Source organism: Actinomadura flavalba DSM 45200 (genome assembly GCF_000374305.1).
GTDB lineage: Bacteria > Actinomycetota > Actinomycetes > Streptosporangiales > Streptosporangiaceae > Spirillospora > Spirillospora flavalba.
The window spans coordinates 34,769-42,543 of the sequence record NZ_KB894107.1 but is presented as its reverse complement, the minus strand read 5'-3'; the positions used below and the strand labels follow the sequence as shown (position 1 = coordinate 42,543).

The 7,775-nt window shown below is 74.9% G+C and carries 8 protein-coding genes; all 8 read left to right on the top strand.

Features of this window, described 5'->3' with window-relative positions:
- The coding region (locus C229_RS35660) for an ATP-binding protein (RefSeq protein ID WP_476692142.1) at nt 1-138 on the top strand (138 nt) is incomplete at its 5' end.
- Nucleotides 138-305: a helix-turn-helix domain-containing protein gene (locus tag C229_RS0128530; RefSeq protein ID WP_081639911.1), complete on the top strand. Its 168-nt coding sequence runs from the start codon at nt 138-140 to the stop codon at nt 303-305. The genes C229_RS35660 and C229_RS0128530, both read left to right, overlap by 1 nt.
- Entirely contained in the window at nt 302-619 is a 318-nt protein-coding gene (locus C229_RS0128525) for a hypothetical protein (protein ID WP_018658541.1), read from the top strand. Before C229_RS0128530 ends, C229_RS0128525 begins: the two co-directional genes overlap by 4 nt.
- A 193-nt stretch (nt 620-812) precedes the next feature.
- Complete coding sequence (locus tag C229_RS35655) at nt 813-2,438, top strand: AMP-binding protein (protein WP_018658540.1); 1,626 nt, start codon at nt 813-815, stop codon at nt 2,436-2,438.
- A gap of 66 nt (nt 2,439-2,504) precedes the next feature.
- Entirely contained in the window at nt 2,505-4,061 is a 1,557-nt protein-coding gene (locus C229_RS0128515; protein ID WP_240487413.1) for an ABC transporter substrate-binding protein, read from the top strand.
- 106 nt (nt 4,062-4,167) lie between these two features.
- Nucleotides 4,168-5,154 (top strand): ABC transporter permease, encoded by a 987-nt coding sequence (locus C229_RS0128510; RefSeq protein WP_240487412.1) that lies wholly within the window; start codon nt 4,168-4,170, stop codon nt 5,152-5,154.
- 236 nt (nt 5,155-5,390) lie between these two features.
- The gene (locus C229_RS0128505; RefSeq protein ID WP_240487411.1) at nt 5,391-6,218 is read left to right on the top strand and encodes an ABC transporter permease; all 828 of its coding nucleotides are present in this window, start codon (nt 5,391-5,393) and stop codon (nt 6,216-6,218) included.
- Nucleotides 6,212-7,750: an ABC transporter ATP-binding protein gene (locus C229_RS0128500; RefSeq protein ID WP_018658536.1), complete on the top strand. Its 1,539-nt coding sequence runs from the start codon at nt 6,212-6,214 to the stop codon at nt 7,748-7,750. Before C229_RS0128505 ends, C229_RS0128500 begins: the two co-directional genes overlap by 7 nt.
- Nucleotides 7,751-7,775: the final 25 nt, after the last annotated feature.

The window sequence follows — 7,775 nt, the reverse complement described above, 5'->3', positions numbered from 1 at the left end:
ATTGGGGAGCCGGATTTTGTTCGGGAGTCCGGTCGGGGGTTGTTCATCGTGGACAGTCTTACGGGCGGTTTGTGGGGCTGGCAGTGCCTCGCGGATGACAAGGGAAAGGTGACGTGGGCGGCGATTCGGTGCAGATGATGAAGACGAAAGAGGTCGCGCGGTTGTTCGGCGTGACCTCGTACACGGTGGTGCGGTGGACGCGGAGGGGGTTGCTGGCGGCGGGGACGACGCCGTCGGGGCACCTGCGGTTCGACCGCGCCGAGGTCATGCGGTTGTACCGGGGAAGCAACGGAGACCAGGTGTGACCGGTTTCAGGGCGCTGGTGGCCTGGTTCGTCTGGGTGCGTCGCCGTGCGGCGGCCGCGTCCTACCTGCGGGTTCTGGGCGGGGAGATGACGGCTCGGGGCTGGTCGTGTTCGGTGGCGCAGTCCGCCGTGCCGACGCTGTGGATCACCCCCTCCACCCCGGGTGACAGGTCCATCGGCTACGGCGTCACCGCCGTGGTGATCCACGGTCAGGCCGTCGTGTTCAGCCGGGACATGGAAGAGCTGTGTTCCTGCGGCGACCCCTCCAAGGTCGCGGACACGCTGTCCGAACGGCTCGGCGCCGCGCACCTCTAGACCGGAACACGACGGTGTTCCATGCGGGCCGGTCGCGCGCCGGGTAGCCGACGAGCGGGCGCGCACCGTACAGACGGACCCTGGTGCCCCGGAGGGGTGGGCACCAGGGTCCTTCGCGTTCCGCGCGGGATGTTCGGGACGGAATCCCGAGAACGCCCGGTGGTGGAGCGAGTGCGGGGCGTAATGTCGGCGCATGGACGGGAATCTGGCGGGAACGCTCGCGCGCCGGGCGGTGACGCACGGGTGGTGGGAACGGACGGTGTTCCACACCGCCCGGGGCGGCGTCACCCACGGGCAGGTCCATGACGGGGCGGCACGGGCGGCGGGGGTGCTGCGGGCGGCGGGGGTGCTGTCCGGACGGCGCGTGCTGCTCGTCCTGCCCGACGGGGTCGCGTTCGTCACCGCGTTTCTCGGGGTGCTGCGGCTCGGGGCCGTCGCCGTCCTCGCGGGGCCGGAGCAGACCGCCGGGGAGCACCGGCGGCTGGCGGGGGAGGCGGGGGCCGACGTCGTCGTCTGCCCGCCGGAGCTGCTGGACCGCTTCCCCGACGCCTGCGCGCTGACGCCCGGCGACCTCGCCGACGACCCCGGCACCGTGCCCGACCCCGTCACGCCCAAGGCCCCCGCCTATCTCCAGTACACGGCCGGGACGACCGGCGCACCGCGCGCCGTCGCGCACGGCCACGGCGACCCGGAGGTCTTCGCCTACGCGTTCGCGCGCGGCGCGCTGGCGCTGACCGCCGCCGACACGACGCTGTCGGCGGCGAAGGCGCACACGCCGCTCGGCCTGGGCGCGTCGGTGCTGTTCCCGCTGCTGTGCGGGGCGTCGGCGGTGCTGTGGCCGGACGCGCCGACGCCGGAGGGCACGGCCGTGCAGCTCGGCCGCCACCGGCCGACGCTGCTGTTCGCGGTCCCGGCGCTGTTACCGGGCCTCGTCGAGACGCCCCGGGCGACGTTCGCGTCCCTGCGCGCCGTCGTCTCGGCGGGCGAACCCCTGCAACCCACCCTGGCCGACCGCGCCGGCGCCGCGTTCGGCTGCCCGCTGCTCGACGCCTTCGACACCGCCGAGACCGGCACGGCCGCCATCGCGAACACCCTGACGCGCCGCCGCCGGGGCACTCTCGGCACGCCCCTGCCGCCCTTCGAGATCGACGTCCGCACCCCGGACGGGCGCCGCATCCGTCCCGGCGAACGCGGCCTGCTCCACCTGCGCGGACCGTCCGTCGCGCACCCCGGCGCCCTGCCGACCGTAGGCCCGCACGTGCCGGAGGCGCGGGAGAGCGCGGAACGGCTCCCCGAGGCCGGGGTTCCGTGGGCGGGCGTGCGATCTCCGGGTGCTCCCTGGGCGCGGGGCGGGGAGCCGCGCCCGCGCGAAGACCCGGAGGCCGGGGAGAGCGGGCGGTTCGTCCAGGTTCCGTGGGCCCGGCAGGGCGAGGACGACGGGTGGGTGCGCACCGGCGACGTCGTGCACGTCGACGCCGACGGGTTCGTGCACCACCACGGGCGGGCCGGGGAGCAGGTGGACGTGCGCGGCGCCGTCGTCGTGCCGGTCGAGGTGGAACGGGTGCTCGCCGGGCATCCGCTGGTGCGCGAGGTGGCCGTGGCCGTCGACGGCGACGGCGACCTGTGCGCGTTCGTCGTCGCGGCGCGCGCCGCGCCGGGACGGGACGCGGGCGACGAGCTGATCGCGTTCGCGGCCGAGCGGCTGCCGGAGTCGTCCGTGCCGCGTTCGGTGGTGTTCCGGGAGGAACTGCCCCGTTCGTCCACGGGGAAGGTGCTGCGCCGTGCGCTGGATGGGACAGAACGGGCGAAAGTGATTTAACATCCCAGGCTGGCTATAGTTCCTTGTTGCGATCAGTGTGCAACAAGGAGACGTATGCATAGGCCAGTGCTGGTAGTCGGTGCGATGGCGGGGGCGGTGGCGCTGCTCGCGTCCGCCTGCGGCGGGACGGGGGACGCCCGCAAGGCCGGCGGCTCGTTCACCTACGCCGTCAACGACGAGCCCGACACGCTCAACCCGGCACTCCAGGACGAGCACACCGACCCGGTCACCGAACTCGTCCACCGGGGCCTCACCCGGCACGACGCGGACAACAAGGTCGTTCCGGGCCTGGCCGCGTCCTGGCAGGTCTCGGCCGACCACCGGACCTACACCTTCACCCTCCGCAACGGCCTGACCTGGCACGACGGCAAGCCGATCACGTCCGGCGACGTGAAGTACACGGTCACGGCCGTGCGCGACGCCGCGTCGGACTCGCCGCGCGGGCGCAACTTCGCCGAGGTCGCCGCCGTCGAGACCCCGAACCCGCTGACCGCGACGATCAAGCTGAAGCGGCCGTTCGCGCCGCTGCTGGACGCGCTGTCGATGGGCCTGCTGCCCCGGCACGTCCTGGACGGCAAGAAGCTGACGGACGCCGCGTACGGGCAGAACCCGGTCGGCGCCGGGCCGTTCCGGCTGGCGTCCTTCAAACCCGGGCAGTTCGCGGAACTGGTCCCGTTCTCGGGCTACTACGAGGGTCGTCCGAAGCTTCCCAAGATCGTGATCAAGTACGTGCCGGACGACTCCGCGCGCCTGCTCCAGCTCCGCAACGGCGAGGTGGACGGCGCGGTCGTGCAGCCGCAGCAGGTCGCGCGCGTCAAGGGCTTCGACGGGCTGCGCGTGGAGAGCTACCCGACCGCCGACTACCGCGCGCTGATGTTGAACTTCGCGAATCCCGTCTTCGCTGACAAGAAGGTGCGGATCGCGATGAACCACGCGGTCGACCGGAAGGCGTTCGTGGACAGCGTCCTGGCCGGGCAGGGCACGCCCGCGACCGGGCCGCTCGACCTCGGGCCGTACAAGACGGACGCGCCGTTCACCTTCGACCCGGCTCGGGTGGCCGCGCTCATGGGTGAGGCCGGATACACGAAGAATGCGCAGAACCTGTGGGCGAAGGACGGGAAGACCGTCCGGTTCGAGCTGTCCACGTTCGCCGAGGACTCCGCCCGCGTCGCGATCCTCAACGTCGCCGCGACGCAGCTCAAGCAGCAGGGGTTCGACGTCGTGCCGAACCCGCGCCCGCGCGACTGGGTCCGGGCGAACTGGGGCAAGCTGGAGGCGTTCGTCGTCGGCTGGGGCACCCCGTACGACCCCGACACCTCGGTGTTCGGGCCGTTCCACTCGTCCGAGGCGCTGGCCGAGGGGGGTTCCAACTACGGCACGTACCGCAACGCCGAGGTGGACGCCGCGCTGGAGCGGGGGCGCAACACCGCCGACCCGGCCGAGCGCAAGGCCGCGTACGCCGACTTCCAGCGCGCTCTCGCCGCCGACCCGCCGTTCGTGTGGATCGCCTACCTTCAGGCGGACAACGCCGTTCCGGCCGCGCTGACCGGGCCTACCAAGCGGACGCTCGGTCATCACGGGTACGGGTTCTTCTGGAACGCCGAGACGTGGGCCTGGTCGTGACGCCGTTTGCCCTCGCGCGAGCACGTGAACTGCCCGGCGAGGGCGGGCCTCGCCGGGCGGATCGCGAAGCGATGCGTGCTCGCAAAGGGTCGGTCAGGCCGGGACTTTGAATAGGCGCAGCCTGCTCGTGCGGGCGGCGACGGCGTGCGGGGTCGTCGCCGTCCTGTCCGTGCTGTGCTTCGCCGTGCTGGACGCGGCGCCCGGCAGCGCGGCGGCGTCGATCCTGGAGGCGCGCTCGGGCGGACGGCCCGCGCCGCCCGCCGCCGTCGCCGCGCTGGAGCGCGAGATGGGGCTGGACGACCCGATGCCCGTCCGGTACGTCCGGTGGGCGGCCGGGGTGGCGACGGGTGATTTCGGCGTCTCGTACCGGTCCGGGCGGCCGGTGGCGGACGTGCTCGCCGAGACCGCGCCGTGGACGCTGCTGCTGACGGCCGTCGCGACGCTGTTCAGCGTCGTCGGCGCCATTGCGGCCGGGCTCGCCGCCGCGCTGACCCGCAGCCGCCGGGTGCGGCGCGGCATCGAGGGCGTGCTGTTCACACTGGGCGGGATGCCCGGGTTCGTGACGGCGCTGCTGCTGCTCTGGATCTTCGCGGGCTGGCTGCGGGTGCTGCCGTCCGGCGGTCTGCACCGGCCGGGGGAGGCGCTGACGGTGGGCATCGTGGCGACGCACCTGCTGCTGCCCGCGCTCGCGCTGGCGTTCGGGCACCATTTCGGGGTCTACGCCCGGCTCGTGCAGACGGGTGTCGAGCGGCTGCGGGCCGTCCCGCACGTGGACAGCGCCCGCGCACGCGGCCTGCACCGCCGGACCGTCGTGCTGCGGCACCTGCTGCGGCCCGGCCTCGTGCCGTTCGCGGCCCGCTTCGGCGCGGGCGTCGGCACGCTCGTCGCCGGGGCGTACGCCACCGAGGTCATCTTCGCCTGGCCCGGCGTCGGCCGCGAGGCCATCGCCGCCGCCCGCGACCAGGACCACGCCCTGCTGGCGGCGATCGTCCTGCTCACGGGCCTCGTCGTCGTCCTGGCCACCCTCCTCGGCGACCTCGCCGTCGCCTGGCTGGACCCCCGCGTCCGCCTCGGAACACCGACCCATGACTGACACCACGCGGGTGTACCCGACCCCGACGCGACGGAGCCCGGCCCGCAGACGGCACGCTGCGCCCGAGGCGACACGGGCGTGCGCGGCCTCGGCGCGCCGGTGCCCGGGTTGCTGCCCGGTCGTTCGCGGGTGCGGCTGGGGCGAGGTGGCGGGTGTGTGCGGGGCGGGGCGTTGTTCGGTTCGTGGGTGGTGTGCCTTGGGCGGGGCGGCTTGGTGTGGGTGAGGGGACGCGGGGGTTGCTGGCTGTTCGGGTGCGGGTGCGGCGGCCGGGGGTGTGGGTGGCGGGGGTCGTGCTGGTGGTGATGGTCGGGGCGGCCGTTCTGGCGCCTTGGTTGTCGCCGTATGACCCGATCGCCACCGACACCGACGCGCTCGGGCTGCCGCCCGGGGCGCCGGGGCATCCGCTCGGGACCGACCTGCTCGGGCGGGACCTGCTCGCGCGGTTGTTGCACGGGGCGCGGACGTCGCTGCTCGTCGGACTCGCCGCCGCCGCGCTCACCGTCGCCGCCGGGGTGCTGCTCGGCGCGCTGGCCGCCGCCGGGCCGCGCTGGCTGGACGAGCTGATCGCGCGGACCGCCGACGTGCTGCTCTCGCTGCCGATGCTGCTCGTCGTCCTCGGGCTCGCCGCCGTGCTCGGGCCGTCGCTCGGCACGGTGATCGTCGCCGTGGCCTGCACCGGCTGGATGGCCGTCGCGCTCGTCGCCCGCGCCGAACTGATCAGCCAGCGGGAACGGCTGTACGTGCGGGCCGCGTACGGGCTCGGGCTGACGCGCGGCCAGGTGCTGCGCCGCCACCTGCTGCCGGGGGCGCTGCCGCCGGTCGCGTCCGTCGCGGCGTTCGAGGTCGGGCACGCGATCCTCACCGAGTCGACGCTGAGCTTCCTCGGCCTCGGCGTCCCGCCGCACCGCCCGAGCTGGGGCAATCTGCTCACCGAGGCACAAGAGCACCTGCTGACGGGCGCCTGGTACACGGTCGCGTTCCCGGCGGGCTGCGTCGTCGTGACGATCCTCGCCGTCAACGTGCTGGCGTCGGCGGCGAACCGGGGCGAGGGGCGGGCGTGGTGAGCGGGCTCATGATCGAGAAGCTGACCGTCGACGTGCCCGGCCGCCGCGTCGTGGACGGGCTGACGCTGTACGTCCCGGCGGGACGCGTCGTCGCGCTGGCCGGGCCGAGCGGCGGCGGCAAGAGCCTCACGGCGCGGTCGGTGCTGCGGCTGCACGATCCGGCCGCCGGGGTGCGCGTCGGCGGGCGCGTCCTCGCGGGCGGCACCGACGTGCTCGCGCTCGGCCGCCGGGCCCTGCGCGAGCTGCGCGGACGCCGCGTCGGCCACGCGTTCCAGGACGCCGTCGCCAGCCTCAACCCGACGATCACCGTCGGACGGCACCTCACCGAGACCGTCCGCGCGCACGGCGGCGCCGACCCGGCCGCGACCGGCGCGGCGGCGCTGGAACGCTGCGGCCTCACCGCCCGCGACGTCTGGGACGCGCGCCCGCACGAACTGTCCGGCGGCCAGGCGCAGCGCGCCGCGCTCGCGGTCGCGACCGTCCTCGACCCCGAGATCCTCGTCGCGGACGAGATCACCACCGCGCTCGACCCCGTCACGCAGGCCGAGGTGCTGGACATGGTCGCCGCGCAGGCCGCCGAACGGAACCGCGCCGTCCTGCTCATCACCCACGACCTGGCCGCCGCCGCCCGCTGGGCCGACGAGATCGCCGTCCTCGGGGACGGACGCGTCGTCGAGCACGGCCCGTCCCGCTCGGTGCTGGCGGCGCCGCGCGCGCCGCTCACCCGCGCGCTGGTGGACGCCGCGACCCGCGTCGAGGCGGCGACGGGGGCCGCCTCGACGCCGGACGCCCCGCCGCCCCGCGCCACGCGCGACGTCCGCCGCGTCCTGCGCGGCCGGGGCCGCACCACGGTCGCGCTGGACGGCGTCACGTTCGAGGTAGCCGCGGGCGAGGCCGTCGCCGTCGTCGGCCGCAGCGGATCGGGCAAGTCCACCCTGATCGGGACGCTCGCGGCGCTTGACCGTCCCGACACCGGCCGCGTCCTCGCCTCCGGCGACGACCTGTGGGCGCTCCCCGCCGCCGCCCGCCGCGCGGCCCGCCGCGACGCCGGGCTCGTCTTCCAGGACGCGCTGGCCTCCTTCGACCCCCGCTACACGGTCGAGCAGGTCGTCGCCGAAGCCGCCGGGGGCGAGCGGGTCCCCGATCTGCTGGAGCGGGTCGGGCTCGACGCGGCGTTCGCCGCGCGGCGTCCCGGGACGCTGTCGGGCGGGGAGCGGCAGCGGGTCGCGCTCGCGCGGGCGCTGGCCGCCCGGCCCAGGGTGCTGCTCGCCGACGAGCCGACCACCGGGCTCGACCTGCCCGCGCAGGAACGCGTCCTCGCCCTGATCGACGGGCTGCGCGCCCGCGACGGGCTCGCCGTCGTGCTCGTCACCCACGACCTGCGGGTGGCGCGGCGGGTCGCGCACCGCGTCGTCGTGCTGGACGCCGGGCGCGTCGTCGAGGACCTCCCGGTCACCGGCCTGGACGACGCCCGCCACCCCGTCACGAGAGCACTGCTCACAGCGTCTCCCCTCGGAGCAAATGATCCGTAAGGACTCGGCGCACCCCCCGCGACGT